Consider the following 18,152-nt stretch of genomic DNA (forward strand, 5'->3'; position numbering starts at 1 on the left):
TCTGCATGATAATTCATTTCTCAGACGCCCTCACCATTCCACCTCACGATTTTTGTATCGTCGGCGCAGGGCCCGCCGGTATTGCTCTGGCGTTGAGACTGGCTGACAGAGGACACCGCGTTCTTCTTCTAGAATCAGGAGGAGAAAAGCCCGAGGCGTTTAGTGGAAGTCTTTCCGGCGCGAACCTTGTCGACGAACGCGTACACGCGCCGATGACAATCGCTTCTTGCCGCGCGCTCGGCGGTACCTCTTGGTGGTGGGGCGGGCGCTGCGTGCCATTTGACCCAGCTGATTTTGCTGAGAGGCCACACGCACCCGGCACAGAATGGCCGATAAGATACGAAGAAATCGAGAGATGGCACCCAGAGGCAGCAACGTTCTTTGCTGTTGGTGGGCACTCCTTCGAGAAGGAGGCAGGACTACCCTCCCTCGCGGGAGCTTGTTGCAACACACTCGAACGATGGTCACCCCAACCCAACGTGGGCCACCTTTACAAGGAAGACCTCCAGCGTGATGACCGGATCATGCTTATACTTGGAGCAACAGTGACCGCCCTTCAGGCTGAACAAGGCGGTCGGCAGATTAGGGCGCTTACACTCACTGACCGAACTAAGAAGCTCGATTTGCCTGTCAAGAATTGTACGCTAGCCTGCGGCGGACTGGAGACCACTCGCCTGTTGCTACTTGCAAAGCAACACTGTCCTTGGCTCTTCGAGCCATCCGCGCCAAGTCTTGGTAGATTCTATATGGGACACATTTCGGGAAAGATTGCTGACATCGTCTTCAACGCTCCTGAATCTGCGGAAGCCTTCGACTTCTTTCTTGAAAAGGGCGCATTTGCGCGTCGCCGCTTCACTTTCGACGCGGCTACGTTACGACAACGCAAGCTGCTTAACATCGCATTTTGGGTCGACAATCCACCCTTCCACGATCCTGCTCATCGCAGCAGCATTTTGTCTGCCGTTTGGCTCGCGCTCGCGACTCCCTTTCTGGGCCGCCGATTGCTAGCAGAGGCCGTACGCCTAGCTCATGTCGGGCCGCCTCCATTCCGCGTTACGCAGCACATCGGCAATATTGTGCGATCCCCATTTAGTTTATTCGTATCGCTAATTCAAATAGTCAAGGATCGATTTTTTGCTAAGCCCAGAAAACCTGGCTTCCTCATTAAAAATGCAGGAGGAAAGTACGCCCTCCATTATCATGCGGAGCATATTCCGTCGCCGTCTTCGCGAGTGACGCTTTCAGAGGAAACGGATCCGCTGGGCGTGCCGAAGCTCTCCGTCGACCTACGCTTCAGCGATCGAGATGCGGATTCAGTCGTCCGCGCACACGAACTGCTCGACCAGTTTCTCAGGAAATCTCAGCTTGGTTATCTCGAGTATCGGTTTCCAAAGGATGGACGGCTGTCCGGCGTACTATCGCAGGCATGCGACGGCTTTCACCAAATTGGGACCACCCGGATGAGCAGCAGTCCGGATGCCGGCACAGTGAATTCCGATTGTAAGGTGCATGGAATAGACAACCTCTATATTCTAAGCAGCAGCGTCTTTCCGTCGTCTGGACAGGCAAATCCTACCTTCCTTGTCGTCGCCCTTGCGCATCGTCTTGCGTCCCATTTAGCGTCCAGCGTTAGTTCGTCCAAAGGAATCTAGATTTGCGAACCGTTCATTTCTCACCACTCGCCCGTGATGTATCGGCACTAGGATTCGGCTGCGCTTCGCTTGGCTCCAGGGTCGCCCCCTCGGTCGGCCTGCAATCTCTACAATACGCCTATGAGTGCGGCGTGACTTGGTACGATGTCGCGCCTCCCTATGGCGACGGTCAGGCGGAACAACTGCTCGGCACATTCTTGAGGGGACGCCGCGATCGGGTTGTCGTCTGCACAAAAGTCGGAATCGAACGTCCGGACATATCTCGAACCAAGCGCTGGCTTCGCCCCGCAGCTCGATTGCTCGTCAAGCGCTTCCCAAAGCTCCGAGCTACCGTAGCAAAGAGTCGCTCCTCAGGAGAGCGCAAGCCGCTCGATCCAAATGTGATCCGCAAATCTGTCGAAACGAGTCTGCGCTTGCTGCGAAGCGATTACATCGATGTTCTCGCACTCCACGAACCAACACCGGCTGATTGCACCAGTCCCGAGGTTCTGGAAACCCTTCAGAATCTGGTGAAGGCCGGGCTCGTCCGGACATTATCGATAGCAGGCAGCCTAGACGCAATAAAGGCCGGCACATCATCGTCGAGCATTTTTACTACGGCGCAATTCGCCGACAATAAAACGCTCAAAACGTGCGAAACATTGCGACAGGAGCACCCTCCTGCATCGAGCCTCTTCTTTGTGACGCACAGTGTCTTCGGAACCTCAATACCTATGGATCCGCCAAGTGCCCTGCTAAGCTACGCTTTCCGCTCCAACGAGAAGGGCGTGGTGATCACGTCCATGACCTCACGGGATCATATCTCGTCGAACTGCAAAGCTGCATCGGTGAAGCTTGAACCGTTCGCTTCAAAAGATAGAGCAGGACGTGGATTTTACGTAGCAGGAAATGAGAAGCCGAAGATCTAACCTGTTCTGTTTCTGTGATCGCAGATGATGACAAAATATTCCGTATACTTTTGGGAGCCGGAATTATCTCCGCACAAGTTGCCCTTGTTCAAGGAGCTACTTGATCATCCGAGGATTTCGCATGCCACTTACATCGCGGAAGCCGATCTCAACACGACCCGCAAGCGAGAAGGGTGGCAGGTCAGTACTGGTCGAGAACTCCCGATCATTCTCGGCCCGTCCGCCGAGCAGGTCGAGACCATCGTCGCGAATTCCCCGAACGATGCGATACACATTTTTTCCGGTATGCGCTGGGTGCCTTGTATCGTAAATGGGCTGCGCGCTGTTGTTAAGCATCGGCGCCGATTTGGTCTTCTGCACGAGCCACGGGTACTCGAAGGAATCGGTGGAGTGGCACGGTTGGGTCATTCTTGGCTTACCGAGCGCCCCTTGCGGCGAAACGCAAACTTTGTCCTGGCAATCGGATCCCACGGTCCGAGATGGTTTCGGCTAACAGGATATCCGAATGAACGCATATTCCCCTTTGCTTATTTCTTAAGCGAGCCCCCAGTTCCTGGCACGAAGCTTCAAATTGGCGGCGGCTCGGCACCCGTTGTTACGTTCTTGGGCAGATTAGAGAAACTGAAGGGCATACACTTATTTCTGAATGCAATTGATAAGGTGGAAAATGAGGCACGGTTTTACGTGGCCGGCTTCGGAACCTGGTCTTCTCATGTCGAGAAGGCCCGGGAAACACACCAGAACCTGCAATTTGCTGGTCCAATCAAGATGACTGAGGTACCCTCACTCTTGGCTAGCACAGATGTGCTCGTGTTACCTTCGATTACCATGGATGACGGTTGGGGCGCAGTTATTAGCGAGGCACTTATGGCCGGCGCCGCAGTCGTTGCTTCTCATAAAGTTGGAGCATCGATGTGCCTGGCAGACAGAACGCGGGGGCGAGTAGTTCGCCAACTTTCCGGAAGCGAGGTCGCGAGAGCGATAGATGATATAATTGATGATGGCCTGCTCCAACCGAATTTCAGAAAGGTCCGAGCAGACTGGGCCAACAAGCATCTAACACAAGTCGCGGGGGCAGATTATTTGATCAAGATCTTCGATTGCACGTTCCTTGGCAAGTCTCGCCCGAACTCGTTTGTTCTTGAACATGACTAGCAATACCTCCACCGACCCACCTTATCCTCGGCAACAGACACCTGTTTTGTCTCAAGAGGCGCCCCTTGTGGCAAGACGTCGGCGAATGGCCGATCGGCCTCGTTTTGGAATTAGGCACCTCGTTTTTTGTGCATCCTGCGTGGTGCTGATGTTTTCAAACGAAGAGGGTAGCGCAATCTTCTTCCAGGCGCTCGGCGTGGCGTTATTCGTTTTGTCTGGGATGCTGTTCTTCGTGTCCACGCCCAGTACTCCGATCAAGATAACGCCGTTTGACGCCATAATGCTATTTTCTGTGCCCTTGTCCTATGTGGCGGTTGCCCTTTCCGAAGATAGTTACTCGCTAATGCACACGACGATTTTCCTGATTACATACCTGTCCGTTATGATCATTGCTCAACGAGCGAGCGCTGAGGAACTGATTATGTGCATCCGCACCGCGACGCTTGCTATTTTGGGGATCGTTGTCGTGCAATTTGGCGACAGCCTGATCACCGGATTGATGCCTGGCGCGCTCAAGCGCTGGCAATTGCGTGAGGCTCCATTTGGGATGCATCCGAATCTGGCCGGCTTCATTTATGGAGGCTTTATAGTAATGGCCGCAAATTCGGGCATGCTGAGGTGGCGATTGAACCACTTACTTACAGTGGTTATTATAGCGCTCTGCGTTGCTGTGATGCTCGTTGCGTCCGCTCGCGGTGGCCTTCTAGCTGTTGTGCTTACACTTGCGGTCTACGTGGCGAGCGAGATTATCAAGGGTCGACGCTCCACAACTTATATTATTGTTATTGGTGTAGCGCTTGCAATTCTAGCGTTTTTCTATTGGGAAAGAATTGCGGCTTATGCCATCGAAATGTTTGACCTCAATTCGAGGGAGCGGGGCTTGAGCTCCGGCGGAACAGGGCGCTTCGAAATCTGGGCTCGCGGGATCGACTATATATTTGGGAGAAGCTGGGAGATATTTATCGGCAGCGGTCTAAGAAGTACCCACAATATGAGCTTCCCGGTCGAAAGCTCATATATAAACTTGGCGGTAGATTCCGGCATATTTCTCACCGCAGCGACTTTGCTTTGCTTTATTGGAATTTTGGCCCGCAGCTACAGTGAACAGAACTCTGGAAGCGCGTTTCACCGCTTTGCATTTTACACGCTGCTGTTCGCCGTTTTTCAGTCGGTTTTTAACCGGTACCTTATTGCGGTCGGCAATCCGTTCTCGCTGATTGTTCTGTTGGTTGCGTCTAAGGCGTCGGGTAAGATCACTCCCGCTCTAAGAAACGCGCGCGCGATAGCGGCGGCTGATACGGCGTGAATTAGTTGAAGTTAACTGTACTTGAAGGTGACGTTGTTCACGGCGCCTTGGGATCGGGTAAAGAACGTTAACATGTCGTTAGTGGATCTCGCGCGTACTTGGAAGCTCCTCGTGGTTGTTGGCGATCTCCTGCTCGCGCAAGCCGCGGACGCATGCGATGACGGACCAATGCCAATCGGAGCCGCAGAACTCCAATATACGAAAGTAGCCTTCGATTTCTGTCCTCATACATCGGACATCGCGCTTGACGGGAAGGGAGCGACCGCACGACTGTACAATGAAACGTGGTGGGACAAGGCCATTCCAGCTCCGTCCCTCTATAGCGAGAGTACAGACGGATCGCTCGCGATCTCGCTAGGAGGGGTGCTGGCTAGCGTCCCGAGGGCAATGGTCGGTGGCTCTTTGCCGCTACTCTCGGGCGATCGAGGATTCTTTGTCGAATTCGAAACCTCCCTTTCCGACAACGATCCGGATCATTTCTCCGCCGTGTGGTTGATGCCTATCGAGCATAATCAGCGGCAAGAGGATAGTTACCCGCCTGACCCACGCGGTTTCGAGCGCTGGATCGAAATCGATGTGGATGAGAGTGGCTTCGCGCCTGGGCCAATGGGCACAACATTGTCGTGGTCGGGTATTTGGCCAAAATACGAGCGCGTGCGGAGCAATCCGAATCTATACAATGAAAAAATAGACCGCACCGTTCGGCACCGATTTGCAGCTGGATTTAATCCAGAAAAGCTCACTGTGACGTTCTGGTATGACGATAAAATTCAATATGTGGCCTCTGGTCCTTCCGTACCCGAGATAGCCAGAAAGCAAAACTTTTATATCATTTTGGACGCGACAACTCACAAGCTAGGACATCCGTACACCCTCTACATACATAGAATTCGCGCCTATGTGCCCGAGTGACGAATCCCCTGTGTTCAAGCAAATTCAACACTAAACCCCGGATTTTCTAATGACATCGACCTCTCAAATCGACGTCGCTCTTGATGTTACGCAAGAATTGCGATCGCCGGGAAAATTAACGAGCACCCCTTGCATTGAAAAGCGCACAAGATTTATGTCAATTGGTCTTATGCGCTTTATCGCAGCCGGTGGCGTTTTGCTCAGCCATTCCTGGTATTACACTAGCGAGCGGCTCTCCCATTCAGATCTTCAATTTCCTGCTGGCGCGCATGGTGTTGACTTGTTCTTCGTCATTAGCGGATTTGTAATGATTGTCTCCTCCAGACAGTTGATCGGGAAGCCCAATGGTGCGCTAGTTTTTTCCATACGTCGGCTCGTACGCATTGTTCCGCTATATTGGGCCGCAACGACATTTAAGTTGGCTGTAGCAATACTAACGACGGGATTGGCGTTGCACGTAACAATCAATCCCGTAAACGTCATTTTCTCTTACTTGTTTATCCCTTCGTATAACGGACCCTACATAAGCCCAATTCTCCACCCGGGCTGGACACTCAACTATGAGATGATGTTTTATTTCCTTTTTGCGACATCAATACTGATTGGTGCATCTCAAATTCTGTTTGTTGGCACGATACTGATTGTCTTCTCAGCACTTTCGTTCTTTGTCGAACCGGGAGCACCGGCCTATACTTTTTATTTCAACACCATTGTGCTCGAGTTTGCACTCGGGATGCTTATCGCACAATTCCTTGCTGAAACTCGACAACGCCCATTTTGGGGAATTTTACTGACGGCTCTGGGGCTGATACTCTTGTTTGCATTCAATGCAGATGATTTCTTTGACCCCAATCCGTGGCGCATTTTCTCGTTAGGAATACCTGCCGCGCTGGCGATTATCGGAGCAATTCATTTGGAGGGATTAATCTCGCCCCGTTATAAAAGGCTTCTTGATATTTTTGCCGATGCCTCCTATGCGCTTTATCTTATTCCCCCAATTACCGCTCCAATCGTCCCACTGCTATTTCGGTGGCTAGGTTTCGATTACCCGAGTTTATGCGTATTCTTTACAGCGCTCTTTTGCCTGTTCACCGGCTTCTCAGCTTACTTTTTGTTTGATCGCCCGATAACTACTTTTTTGCGAGCTAGGCTGGAGCCAAGGACATAAGAGCGATGCTTGCCCGTCCGAAGCTAGCGCGGCCAGGCTCAACAAGCCTTAAGCGACTGAATGTCTCCATTCGAGTGCTTGGAATTGTTGTCATAGCCGCCCTGCTCTCCGGCGAGATACTCATTCGTTTGATCGGTCTTTTGGACTTTCCGCTTTATAGCAAAAGCGAGGAACTCGGCTACATACCGGCCGCTAATCAACGTGGATCTTACCAACATAGGAATGAGTGGGCCTTCAACGATTTGAGTATGGGTGTCCGTGAACCATATGATCCACATGGATCGGACCGAAATATCTTCTTGATCGGAGACAGTATTGTACTGGGCGGAAATCCCATACCTCAGCAACTGAGGCTAGGCTCACTTTTGGCCGCGGACTGTCCTCGCGTCTGGCCCATCTCGGCAGGCAGTTGGGCCTTCTTGAACGAGCTAAGGTACCTCCATCTCCACGAGAACTTGCTGGGCGAAGTAACCCGCATCGTATTTGTCTTGAATTCGGCCGACTTCGGAAGCGCGTCGATCTGGTCTTCCGAAGCCACACATCCGACCCACTATCCGATGAGCGGCCTACTGTACTTGACACGAAAGTTCTTTTTTCACGAATCCGATGCAAGCGCGACTTCAATTGATAACGACTGGCGGGCTGAGCTTCGATATCTGCTATCTGTGTACCGCGGCCCTTTAACGCTGGTGCTATATCCGAATAAGGTTGAATCCAAGAACGACACCGTCAGAAAAATGAATTTGGATGTTCACATTCCAGAGCTTAGATCAGACCGGATTACGGTTCTTAGTCTCGCTGAAGATCCCAATTGGTCGCCGGACTATTATCGAGATGACATCCACCCAACCGCGACCGGGTTGAGAGAGCTTGCAACGTTCATAAGGGCAAACGCTCCCGAATGTGACGAGTTGCAGAGGCACAGTTCTACACCATAATCCACCTCCATTTTCACTCATCTGGCGATCTGCGTCCAGCTTTTGGAGGGCAGTAGCCTGGTCCGACCATCCGATATCGCCAAAGCTGGCTTCCTCTTCTCCACGAGATCACTCTTGCTATGCGATAATATCGTTCTCCGGGTCTCTGTCATCTCGCGCGGAACAAGCGGACGCCTCTCAAGCCTCTCTTTCTGATACCGACGCCGTTCCTTTCCCGCCATTCGTTCTGTCCACTCCTCAGACTCGAGCTCATTGTAGAAGAGTCAGTAGAAGGCCGCCGCCGACATATTTCCTGAAGCAAATACGACCTGACGCTTCAGCGCGGTAACCTGGCCTTGATGGAATGAGACACCACGCCCCTGCAGCGTCGAGCTGATGTTAGCGACAAGTGCTTTCTCGCCCTCTCGCTCTGCGTCGTCAACGACGATCAGAAAGCCCTCGTCGGTGTTAAGATGGTCAAGGATGGGCAACGCTCCAAGCCGAGCGAAGGTAAGGTCCGGGCTGCCCCAACCCACTGGTCCGTCGATCAGCAATAAGTCTATCTTCGATGGCAAATCGACGTTCGTGAGATCATAGCCGGAGTATTGCAGATCGGCCGTCCTGGTTGCGCGGAGAGGTACGCATTTGATTTCGTGGGTGACCTTGCCTCCGATATGTGAAGCCCAGAAACGATCATTTTCCATCGTGACGATCGCATCTGTTTTGATCACGTGTTTTCGCCGCAGAGCATCCAGCAAAAGTGTCGTCTGGCCGGCACCGAGTTCAACGATGCTTCGGATCTCATGTTCTTGAGCGGCGCGCAAAATGAGATAAAGGAAGCTGTAATTCGCCGCGCCACCAAGGGGATAGAATGTATTTGGAATCCCAAGTCCGGCCAGATCGCGATCAAAGATTGATTGATATACGGCCTCGAGCTCAGGTTTCACGCTGGCGCGCAATCCTGAACCTAGACGAACGAGTTGCTGACGAACAAAGCTTGCAACGGTCACAGGGAGGCTCCCACAATGGATCGAATTGTGGCTCGCCAGATGGGTTTTCGTCAAGCTATGTGCAACTCCTTCAGCCGCGATGAGCTCGCGCCCCCTTTCAAGGCTGCGCTGCCTCGCATCTGGATTACCGCTTCCGGATGGCTTACTATTTCAAGCGGCTTCGTCGCCGCCTAAAACGTTGCTGCGAGTTCGTCGATCACCGGTCGAGCTGCATCCACCTGTGGACGGCGACAGCCTGGTCCAACCATCCAATATAGCCAAAGCCTGGCTTTCCCTTCTGCGCAAGTTCGTTCTTGCTATGCGACAGTATCGTTCGCAGGGTCGCGGTCATATCCCGCGGGACAAGCGGAAATCCCTCCTTGAAGATCAGTCGCTGGTCGAGCCCTCCCTCGTATTGAGGCAACCACGCGACCCAGCAGGGAATACCAAGACAGGTGAATTCGCGGAGGCTTCCGGGGACGCCGCCCTCCGCCGACGACATCAGCACGCCAACGTCGGAGGTCGCGATGATCTCAAGCAGCTTTCGCTTGTTCGAGACAAACCCGAGCGCGTCGACATAGCTGCGTTTCGGTATCGCGGTCCGGTCGGGACCTACAACGCGAATCTTGATCCGCGCTTGCTCGACGCCCGACAGGGCGTCCATCGCTTCAATGATCTGCAAGACCCCCTTGCGAGCCGCATCCCTGCCTATGATCGTAAAGACGATCGGACCATCGGGCTCGATCGGCCGCCTATCCCGCATCTCGCAGGCGAGCTCGAAATCTGCTCGGGACATGTTCAGCCCGCGCCCCGTCACGTAGATCTTCCTTTCGTCGACACCGTAACGCTCGATCAGCGTGCTCCGGATGACCTGATCGTAAACAAACACGCGGCGTGCCCGGGCATACAATCTGGTCTCATTCTCGATGAGTTCATCCCGTGCCTTGGTCGTCAACGTTCTTGCGTATTTGAACTGCTCCAGGAGCTGGAGGTACGTAGCGTCGCGATAGACGTAAATGCGACAACCGTCCGCCGCGTCTATCGCCCCCCATAGCGAAGGAGCCATCAAGCTGGTGAAGCTGATGATGCTGGTGTCGCTCGTAATGCTGATAGGCTCGCCCCGCAGACTTGCCTCATGATAGTCCTTCGAAAAGAAGAACGCCGACTTTTCGAACGTTCCGGCCTTCAATCCCCAGCGCAGATAGGTCAACGGGATTTCGGTGATCCTCTTGAGCGGAATTGGCCGGATCAGCGAGCCGTCAGTATCCCCCACCACCTCTCGCAGGTTCTGCATGAAGTAATATGGCGACCCCGAATAATGAATAGGGTCGCGTGCCGCATAGACGTAGATGCGGTCGTGGGATTCGAGGCCAGTATTTACGTCTCCTGCCATCGCTCGTTTCTTGTCATTTCCAAATGTTAGCGCGAAGCCGCACTATGTGACGGATCGATGTCCTGCGAGCCAAGACAGCTACGCAGCGTGCGCAGCACTTCAGCCCCAGCTGCGGTACCGGCATTCTGCGCAAATTTCAGATAGGACGCGACCCTGTCCTGCGCCCGCGAACTGAAAAGAACGAGCCCGCGCGGATTTGCCGCAATCGCCGCCAACAGTAGAACCTTTGCGATGTCATCCGAGGATCCGATTTCGAGGCTGCAGAGCTCTTGTAGCCGTTGCCTGGCGTGGACATCCATCCGGAGCTTCTCACCGACGGCTTCCATCGCACCCAGGATGCTTCCATGGAAAATCTGGTAGCGATCAGCAAACAGGTTTTCATCGGACGCAAGGACCGACCAGGGTCGCTGATACACCTCGAAATTTCGACCGGTAGCCCTGATCTGCTTCATGCTCTCGACGCTTGTCCCTATTCCCAAACGGCGCACTTTTCCCTGATGAACAAGGCTTTGCAGCTTTTTGAGCAATTCGTCCGAGATGTCCTGCGCTCGCACCTCATGCAATAGCAGCAGATCGATGTAGTCCGTCTTAAGCTTCGAGAGCGATTTCTCGATCGATCGATCGATGAACGAAGCCGAGAAATCCGTCTGGATCGCCCCGGAATAAATCCGCTTTGCCGCAAGCTTCGATAGTCCCGGCGTCCATCGGCGCAGCGGGGTTGCGACGAGCCGCAGGAGCTGCCGCCTGGAACTCAGCTCGCCGTGAGGAATGCCAACCTTGGTCGCAATGGAGATGTTGTGACGCTCCCCCCGCAAGGCGGCCGCCAGCACCTCCTCCGAGGTACCGTGGCCATACATCGGGGCCGTATCAAAGTGCCTGATACCGTGGTCATAAGCTAGCCTCAGAAGACGCAGATTGGCTCTCGTCTCGAAGCCACCGGTGATGTGCGAACAACCAAAGCCGATCCGTTCCAAAGCCCGTTCCGCCGGGCCAGCCGTCGATGTCATCGTTGCACCTGCCGCGCGATCGCCTCGGCCGTGCGGAGCGCCAGCGCCATGGCCGTGAAGGTGGGATTGGCAAAGCCTGAGACAGGGAACACTGCGGCGCCCATGACGTACAGGTTATCGCAGCCGAACACACGGCACATCGGATCAACAACGCCATCGGATTCCGAGGTGCTCATCCGCGCGCCACCCATGTGATGAAACGTATCCACAAAAGCGGCCAGCAACTCTGGTCCGCCGGCAAGAATCTGCTCAGGAATGGTGACTTTCGCGATCCCGCGGCTCTCGAAATAGGTCTTCGCAAACTGGGCTGCGGCTTGGATGGTCTTAACTTCCTTCTCGCTCGCTACGGCCCAGCTCAGCTGGGGTATCCGCATTCCAAGTTTGTCGCTAGCCTCGGAGAGCGTGACCGTGCTGGTCGGCAGCGGCACCTGCTCCATCATGACGCGAAGCTGGATGTTGCCGCTCATCGGCGACCAGATCCGCTGGTTTACGAGATAGTGCCAGGCCATCGGGAAGCCGAGACGGGCAGCCGCCCAGATTTCCGAGGTTATCCTCTCTGGGTTAGACAAACGCCCTTTCAACAGGCCAGCCAGGAATATCTTCGCATTTTGCACATGCTCCTGCGCCTCGAACTTGACGTGGATTGCGGCGCCGAGAAGCTGGTCCTGAAGCTGGCGTGCCTCAGAAAGTCTCAGGCGCGGCTGCAACTTCATGCCTTGCAGGAAGACGTTGTCGAAGAGACCTCTGAACAGCTTCTTGTCGAGCGGCACAATGCTTGCGATTGTCCCCTCCAAATGGTCCATGAACCCGCGACCAAGCCACGGATTAGCGGCCCACGGCGGGGCGTGGCCATCCGTGGTTTGATGCTGTAACAGGCGGATCATCTCGACCGTGCCGTTGGCAAGGACAAGAACGCGAGCGGCAACATCGACCGCCTTGGGACCGCAGCCGACGGTTACCGCGGTGACTTCGCGGTTCACTCCGATCCGCAGACTCGTGACCGGGGCATTCGTGACAACGGTGATGTTGGCATTGCTTTCAAGAAAGCGAGCAAAACGAAAGCGGAAGTTCTTCTCGGTCAGCCAGCGCGTGTAGAAGTATTCGAGATCGTCATCACGGTACTCCGGAGGCGTCTGCAGTTGCTCGATCACCGAGAGATCGTCGCTGAGACCATCGGGCAGACCGAGCAGGCTTTCACATTCGCTGTAGAACGGCTCGATGTCTTCTAGCTGGATGGGCCAAGCTGCGTCCCCCAGCCACGGACGCCCTGCAAATACAGTATGATCGAAGCGGACCAGCTGCCCACCCCAGAAGTTAGTTGTCCCTCCAAGCGCCCGGAAACGCCCCTGATGCAACCCCGCATGCTTGCGGCCACGCGACACCGCCGCATGAAAGATTGCCTGAGAGTCTTGATCCAGCTGCTCCGGTCCGGCCTCCAGAACCAGGACCCTGATATTCCGGGACGCCAAGTACACCGCCGCGAGGAGGCCGACCGCTCCGCCGCCTATGATGACAACTTCGGGCGAGAGCCGCGCTAGGTCGATCTGATCAATTGATAATATCACTTAGCGAACCATCGGCCATAGTTGATATCGCACCCGACTGGGCCGATCATTCAGCGCAGCGAAAGAGAGCAGTGTAGCCAGCTCAAGCCCGATCAGGGTAACGGCAATCCCGTTAAGTCCGAATAGTTTGGAAGCCGGCCATGCCATTGGGGTAATCACGCACGTCACGATGACTACCGCCAAACCAAACCTGACATGCCGGTTGATGGACACCAGGAGGTTTGCAGAGAAGGCCCAGCAGCCATGAAACAAAGCGCCGACGGCAATCAGCCATACGAACGTCGACGGTGGATCGAGATGGCCGCGCGTCCAGAAACCCACAAAATCCCGGCCAAAAACTCCAAATAAGACGCAGCCCGGAAGCAGTAGAACCAGCAGCAACAGCCGCATAATCCGGTCGATGACGTCGCGGGAGCGTTGGTTGTTGACGGCGACGCTGGCGGAATAGATCGGCATGGCAGCGCGGCTGAAAATGCCGACGAGTTGAATGACCACCCGGCTGGCCGTACGCACTGTGGCCAAAACAGCAGCGGCTCCTGGACCTAAAGTAGTTCCCGCGATCCAAATCATACCTTGAAAATTCAACGCGAGTGCGACTGGCATAGCCATGGCAGCAAGGGCCGGCGCGAACAATTGGCGGAAAGTGCTCCAATCAAACGCATCGAAGCCCCAGCGCAACCATCTCATCCGTCGGAAGATCAAGAAGATCAAATACGCGATGTTCCCCACGCGGATGCAGACATAAATAAGCGCGCAAACGAAAAACGTTTTGCCCTCATAGGCAGCCCACAGAATCGCCACACCTTCGAGGAACTGAATGGCATCGTAGACTAGGGTGGATTCGGCGTAGTGTTGGCCAGCTCTCAAAGAGGCGAGGAACAACCTTGAGAGTATGAGTAACGACGAATAACAAACGACGAGATAGAGCGCCGCCAGAGCATCCGCATCCAGCCGCACACGCCCAATCTCGAAATGATCAAGGTAGAGAACCGGGGTCGCAGTTACGACAAGACCCACACAAACCAGTAACGTCATTGCCAATATGGTTTGAAAGATCCGTGTAGCCTCACGCCGTTGCCCCCTGGCGATCTCCATCGTCATCTGCGATGCTGCGGCATCGGCAAATCCCAGATCAGCAACTGCAAGCAGCGTTGGGAGCGAGGTAATGAAAAGCCACTCGCCATACCGATCGCTACCCCACCAAGCCAACAGAGCAGGCGGCAAGAGCAGCTGACCGATGATGCGCCAGAAGATGCTGCCGGCGCTGGCAATATTATTAGCCAGCATCTCCTTCTTCATGACCGCTTCTCACTTACCGTCATAAAAACTGACTCAGATCTCACGCGTGTCACTTCTGAAAAATAAAGAACTTGAACCGAGAAACTTTAGTCATCATTCCGAGAAACACCTCCTCGGTCTTGTAAGCCCCCAAGTCGAGAGCCTTGCAGTGGTCTTCCGTAAAATAACAAACCTTGAGCTTCAAGACTCGAGGGCACCTATTCTCTAGTCTGACCAAGTGATCGACCAAATCCGGGTTTACGGTGTGCGGACGAGAAACGCCGGCCGCTTCGAGACAAGGCCGATTGAGCGCATCTCTTACGGGTGCCGACCCAAGGCCCTCCGCGGGATCCTGAAGTTGGGAACGAAGGTTGCTAAGCTGGGCTTGCGCCGCCAGCCTTCCGTCAACCTCAAACAAAGCAACACTAGAGACGGCCAAAGCCAAACAGGCCCTCGCCAACATCGGAAAGATGCAATTCATTCAGTTACGCCGCCAAGGTTGATCCGGAATCGACACTCCGGGGACTTGGACACTAACGCCACTGTCCCACAATGTTCGCGCGAATGCTTCACGAGCGGGGAGGTCAACTTTCTCAAGGGAAGCGAGGAGGCGCTCCCGATAAATCCACCCGGCCCCCGTCAAGCTTGCTTGAGCCACCTCTGACAGGCCTGCGTTAACGAGCGCGGCAAATTCGGACACAGCCAGCTGCTGGCTTGATGGATTAAGAAATGGCAAAATCGCGAGCGCTCGACGATTTCTCGAAATGGCTATCCACCCCTCTCTTGGCCCCATAGCGTAAGATTGATCCAACAGGACCGCGTGCTCGGACGCGAATCCACTGGCCGCAATCTGTAGCAAATAATCGTTAAGCCAGAGGATTGAATCATACGGATTTTGAATGAGCGCATCGCCAACAGCCCGCTGCGCCGTAAGCAATGCGCTGTCGCGATCAGCGGCGCCCGAATCGGACGCGCTGAATTCTGCCAAATAAAGAGCAACAATTGCCCTTGCGCGCGCAACCGCAGGATTATCTCGGCCGGTGTCAACCAGCATTAAACTCGGCGCTAAAGCCTGCTTTAGATCACGAGCCCGGTAAGTTCGGCCACTGACAAGTTGTTTTGCCACGTCCAACTCTCCTCCGAGAGTCCAACGATCGGGCAACACATACATCGACCAGCTCAACGCAATGACGCCTAGGCCGAGCAAAAGAAGCTTCGTCAACGAATGTGAGCTTTGCCTGTTCACTCTACGTAGCCGTATCGCGAATAATATTTCTGATAGTAGTATCTGCCGTGATAGGATTCGTATCGCGACATAAGCTTAGTATCCGCCTTATTGAGAACCACACCAAGAAGCTTCTCATGAATGGCAGGTGCGTTACGGAGGTTGTGCATCACAACATCCGTCTTTGTCTTACCCCACTCGACCACAAATACATACGAATCCACGAACGACGACGTGACCCGCACATCGACGACGGGCGCCATCGGAGGAAGATCCAATACGACGTAATCAAACTTCGATCTCAGAACCGCAATCAGATCGCGCATGGCCTTTGATGCGAGTATCTCGTTTGTGTGAAGCAGTTTTGAAGTAACGACCACGGGAAGCACAGCCAAGTTCGTTTCCGGGTCAACCGTCCAGACGTCTTCCAAATGCCCCTTCTGCGCAATGACTTCGAGCAAACCGGTTTCCGCGTTAGGCAAGAGCGCACGCGATAAAGATGGATTGCGAAGATCAGCATCAACAAGAATAACACGAGCACCGCCATGAGCCATCAATTGAGCCAGGTTGATCGAAAGCGTACTTTTCCCTTCATTGGGCAGGGCAGAAGTCACCGCAATGACGCGGTTCTCCCTAACGATCGAATTGAGATCCAAGCTCACTTTTAGTGAGCGAATAGCTTCGGAAAACCGTGAAAGAGGGTGATCCACAACGTAGCGAAGCAAATTTTCGCCGTCAGCAGGCCTATTTGCTCCGAGCAACTTGCGAGACGGCCCCTCACCAACAATCGCCGGAACGACCGCCACGCAATTCGCCCCTAGTTTTTCCTGGACTCTAGAGGTCGTCCGAAAAACGTTGTCCGTGAGCTCGCGCGCGAGAGCAGCACCTAGTCCCAACAAAAGCCCCGACAGGAGTCCACCGGCAAGCACAACGAAGGTTTTGGGGAACGTCTTGGCTAAGGATGCGCTTGCAGGAGTTATTACGCGCGCCTCGGTAATCGGGAACGACTGCTGCTGGACCGATTCCATATATTTCTGGAGAAAGTTGTCATACATCGCTTGATAAGACTGCGCGCTGCTTTCCAACTCTCGCAATTGCACCTGAGCCTGATTGGTAAGTTGCGACTCGGACACGACGTTGTTCAGGCTTGTCTTGATGCTTTCCTCTCGAGTGACCGCGATATCATAGTCGCTTTTATAGGACTCCTGGATCCGCTTCAGCTCGTCGGTGATATTCTTCCTGATTTCCGCCATTTGCCGGCGAAGATTCACAGCGGCAAGATGGTCAGGACCATATCTTGACGACCAAATAGACTCTTTGGCGGCCATATCAACATACTGTGCCCGCAGCTTCACAATCGTATCGTTCTTGAGTGCGTCAGCCACATTAGCATCTGGGATATCCTGCTTCAGGATATCGTTCATACGGTCAAGACGCGCCTTTGCTTCAGCGGTAGATGCGTGCGCGAGAACCAACTGACTATTCACCTCAGCCAGTTGCTGCTCATTCATGAGGCGACCGCCAGTATCAACGATCTTATTGACGGTTTTGAAATCAACAACCGCCTTTTGCGCAGCAGAAGCTTGCGTCCGCAGCTCCTTGATACGATCTTGCAGCCATATGCTGGCCCGCCTTGTTGACTGGTATTTGGCTTCTAGCTGATCAACGATATAGGCATCTGCAATCGCATTCGCTATGCGCCCAGACTTGACCGGATCGCGGGAGGTAAACCCGATCTCCATTACATAGGTTTGACCAAGCCGCCTGATCGTACGACCAGCTTCGAATCGGCCGAGAGCCTGTCGCGTTAATTGGAATTCGGACGACGCGCTGGGAGTCGAGAACAACCTTGAAATCGATCCGATGATGGCTCCTACGACCCCCCCGCCTCCGCCCGTAAACTCTGGGTCGTCGATGAGATGCAGGTCCCGAATAACCGCAAGGCTAACGTTTTCAGATTTTAGAATTTCGACTTGAGTTTCGACTGTCGCCGAGTCTAGAGCAACATCGCCGAGCACGGATTGCTGCTGGAACAGCTGCAGCTTCCTTGTGTCAATCACCATGGATGCCGTTGAGGTAAAAAGCGGCGCCGCAGTAAACAGATAGACGATCGAAACAAGTAGGGCTGCCGATGCAATGGCGAGCACCGTCGGAAACTGACGACGAATAATATCAACGTAAAACTTTATATCGTGGGACGAGCCTTGCTCCCCTTCGGGAAAATCCCGGTTGATCTCGTTAGTCGGCCTATTCAGTTGAAGCATATCCGAACCCTGAGACGAACCCCGTTTCCAAATCGCTAGAGGCAGTAGGCATTTTCCCGGGGGTGAAGAAAGCGCGTGTTGGCAAAGTGAAAATCCATCCCATGCACAACCACTATTAACATGCTCCATCCCCAATAAGAACAAACTTATTGCATCGCAAACTGACCTTGCAATTGAAACTCTTATGAAGCTTAACGAGGTAGTCCGTCTCGAACTCGGCACAGTCTTCGTCTAGACCAAACAGGTGACTTCCGCTGGCACCTCGAACAAAGAGCCGAAGGAAAATCGCTGGACCGTCGTTAACGCGCGGCTCGGACCGAGTTCGCAAAGACCAGCAGTCTGCGACAATGCGCGCATCAGCTAAGCCGCGTTGGATCGCTCTACCGCGCTCATTGAAGCTACAAGATTATCAG

14 protein-coding genes and 1 pseudogene are annotated in these 18,152 nt (G+C 54.0%); 8 read left to right on the forward strand and 7 right to left on the reverse strand.

Features of this window, described 5'->3' with window-relative positions:
- Positions 1-5: 5 nt before the first annotated feature.
- The 8 genes and pseudogenes from XH91_RS40145 to XH91_RS27580 all read left to right on the forward strand — a co-directional run.
- Positions 6-134: pseudogene (locus tag XH91_RS40145) on the forward strand (FAD-dependent oxidoreductase); the annotation flags it as partial.
- A 612-nt stretch (positions 135-746) separates the two neighbouring features.
- Positions 747-1,652 carry a GMC family oxidoreductase gene (locus XH91_RS39500; RefSeq protein WP_245477230.1) on the forward strand — a complete coding sequence of 302 codons (906 nt, stop codon included), beginning with the start codon at positions 747-749 and terminating at the stop codon, positions 1,650-1,652.
- Between the two features lie 2 nt (positions 1,653-1,654).
- A complete protein-coding gene (locus XH91_RS27555; protein ID WP_128953505.1) occupies positions 1,655-2,560 on the forward strand; it encodes an aldo/keto reductase in 906 nt (301 codons plus the stop codon).
- A 27-nt stretch (positions 2,561-2,587) separates the two neighbouring features.
- Entirely contained in the window at positions 2,588-3,715 is a 1,128-nt protein-coding gene (locus tag XH91_RS27560) for a glycosyltransferase family 4 protein (protein WP_164938303.1), read from the forward strand.
- An 85-nt stretch (positions 3,716-3,800) separates the two neighbouring features.
- On the forward strand, positions 3,801-5,021 hold the full coding sequence (locus XH91_RS27565; RefSeq protein ID WP_128953507.1) for an O-antigen ligase family protein: 1,221 nt from the start codon (positions 3,801-3,803) through the stop codon (positions 5,019-5,021).
- Positions 5,022-5,093: 72 nt separating this feature from the next.
- Positions 5,094-5,933, forward strand: a complete 840-nt coding sequence (locus tag XH91_RS27570; RefSeq protein WP_128953508.1) for a hypothetical protein — start codon at positions 5,094-5,096, stop codon at positions 5,931-5,933.
- Between the two features lie 49 nt (positions 5,934-5,982).
- A complete protein-coding gene (locus tag XH91_RS27575) occupies positions 5,983-7,101 on the forward strand; it encodes an acyltransferase family protein (RefSeq protein ID WP_128953509.1) in 1,119 nt (372 codons plus the stop codon).
- Positions 7,102-7,106: 5 nt separating this feature from the next.
- Positions 7,107-8,039, forward strand: coding sequence for a hypothetical protein (locus tag XH91_RS27580; protein ID WP_128953510.1), 933 nt, complete (start codon positions 7,107-7,109; stop codon positions 8,037-8,039).
- 263 nt (positions 8,040-8,302) lie between these two features.
- On the opposite strand, the gene XH91_RS27585 is transcribed toward XH91_RS27580, so the two are convergent.
- From XH91_RS27585 to XH91_RS27615, 7 genes are all read right to left on the reverse strand, one after another.
- Positions 8,303-9,028, reverse strand: coding sequence for a hypothetical protein (locus XH91_RS27585; protein ID WP_128953511.1), 726 nt, complete (start codon positions 9,026-9,028; stop codon positions 8,303-8,305).
- A 196-nt stretch (positions 9,029-9,224) separates the two neighbouring features.
- Positions 9,225-10,400 (reverse strand): glycosyltransferase family protein, encoded by a 1,176-nt coding sequence (locus XH91_RS27590; protein WP_128953512.1) that lies wholly within the window; start codon positions 10,398-10,400, stop codon positions 9,225-9,227.
- 26 nt (positions 10,401-10,426) lie between these two features.
- On the reverse strand, positions 10,427-11,407 hold the full coding sequence (locus XH91_RS27595; protein WP_128953513.1) for an aldo/keto reductase: 981 nt from the start codon (positions 11,405-11,407) through the stop codon (positions 10,427-10,429).
- The gene (locus XH91_RS27600; protein ID WP_128953514.1) at positions 11,404-12,972 is read right to left on the reverse strand and encodes an FAD-dependent oxidoreductase; all 1,569 of its coding nucleotides are present in this window, start codon (positions 12,970-12,972) and stop codon (positions 11,404-11,406) included. Before XH91_RS27600 ends, XH91_RS27595 begins: the two co-directional genes overlap by 4 nt.
- Positions 12,973-14,271 carry a lipopolysaccharide biosynthesis protein gene (locus XH91_RS27605; RefSeq protein WP_128953515.1) on the reverse strand — a complete coding sequence of 433 codons (1,299 nt, stop codon included), beginning with the start codon at positions 14,269-14,271 and terminating at the stop codon, positions 12,973-12,975.
- Positions 14,272-14,731: 460 nt separating this feature from the next.
- Positions 14,732-15,376: a hypothetical protein gene (locus tag XH91_RS27610; RefSeq protein ID WP_128953516.1), complete on the reverse strand. Its 645-nt coding sequence runs from the start codon at positions 15,374-15,376 to the stop codon at positions 14,732-14,734.
- 116 nt (positions 15,377-15,492) lie between these two features.
- On the reverse strand, positions 15,493-17,739 hold the full coding sequence (locus XH91_RS27615) for a polysaccharide biosynthesis tyrosine autokinase (protein ID WP_128953517.1): 2,247 nt from the start codon (positions 17,737-17,739) through the stop codon (positions 15,493-15,495).
- Positions 17,740-18,152: the final 413 nt, after the last annotated feature.

Source organism: Bradyrhizobium guangzhouense (assembly GCF_004114955.1).
Taxonomy (GTDB): Bacteria; Pseudomonadota; Alphaproteobacteria; order Rhizobiales; family Xanthobacteraceae; genus Bradyrhizobium; species Bradyrhizobium guangzhouense.